This is a genomic window from Mesorhizobium sp. M7A.F.Ca.US.005.03.2.1 (assembly GCF_003997795.1).
Taxonomy (GTDB): domain Bacteria; phylum Pseudomonadota; class Alphaproteobacteria; order Rhizobiales; family Rhizobiaceae; genus Mesorhizobium; species Mesorhizobium ciceri.
The window spans coordinates 1-1,132 of the sequence record NZ_RZRP01001298.1; the positions used below are offsets into that span (position 1 = coordinate 1).

The 1,132-nt window shown below is 65.7% G+C and carries 2 pseudogenes; one reads left to right on the top strand and one right to left on the bottom strand.

The features are described 5' to 3' along the window. Positions 1-708, bottom strand: a pseudogene (locus tag EN991_RS37200) (glycosyltransferase); the annotation flags it as partial. A gap of 172 nt (positions 709-880) precedes the next feature. On the opposite strand from EN991_RS37200, the pseudogene EN991_RS37205 reads away from it, so the two are divergent. Beyond that, positions 881-1,132, top strand: a pseudogene (locus EN991_RS37205) (glycosyltransferase family 2 protein); the annotation flags it as partial.

Genomic DNA, 1,132 nt, shown 5'->3' on the forward strand with positions numbered 1-1,132 from the left:
GTTCGGCTGCCAGGTCCAGGTGCCGATCAGTGCGGCGTCGCAGTCGATGCGGCGCGGGCTTTTCAGGGTTGGCGCCTGGGCACCGGTCACCAGCGACAGCACCGCCGAGCGGTTGTCGGAGGCGACACCGAGCGCGGCGCGGTCTTCCTCGGCCAGGGTGAAGACGAAGCGCGCCCGGCGGCAGAGACGCTCTTCGACGGTCTTGAGCAGCCTCGCCTCGCGGCGAAACAGCAGGCGCTGGAAGAGGCTGCCGGCGGCAGCGGCATTCTCCCGCGCCGAAAGATGCTCGACATTGTGGGCAACGAAGATCGAAGGCCGCTCAGCGAACAGCTTTTCGAAGGCGCCGGCGAACTGCACGGAATTCAAGACATAGCCGTCAAACGGTCCGGCACGCTCAATGGCAGCGAGAACATCGCTGTCGGACACGGCGCGCAGCTTGACCGACGCGAAGGTGAGGCCCGAAAGCAGCGCCTTGCCGACCCAGGCCAGCTTTTGCCGCGCGGAGGCATTTTCCGTGCGCACGTCGATCGCACCCAGCACCACGGTGTTTTCGGGGTCGGCCGCGGGCTTCCCCGGCCAGGTAAAGCCGATGACGGTGACGCGCGCGCCAGCGCGCCGCAAGGCAGCGATGATCGCAGCGTTGGCGATCTCGTAGCCCGAGGCGAGAGCGCCGTCGGGCACGATCGATGTGGCGAACAGCAGATGCATCTTACCTATCCAGTGGTGTAGCCGGTAGCAAAGTGCGGTGAACCCTTGATTAAGCCTGCACATTCGACGACCGAAAGCCGCTGCCTGGCGGGCTTCTCCGTACAAGGTGATTAACGAAACCTTATCAACCGTGGTGCTACCAGAGCCCAACTCACCATGTGGCTGGACACGGATGATCCCTTTGCCATCGGACGGCTCGGTAACGGTCGCGGGACGCACGCCGCGGCTTGACGTCGAGGCCGTCGAAGCCGTCGTCACCTTGCCGACCTTCAAGCGTCCCGAGCAAGTGCTGGAAACGCTGGCGTCGCTGCGCGCGCAGCAAACCGGCAGACGCTTTGCCGTGATCGTCATGGAGAACGAAGCCGAGGCGCGGGCCGGCGCCAAGGCGGCGCTGCCGCTGTTCGAGCGGGGCGAAATGCCGGGC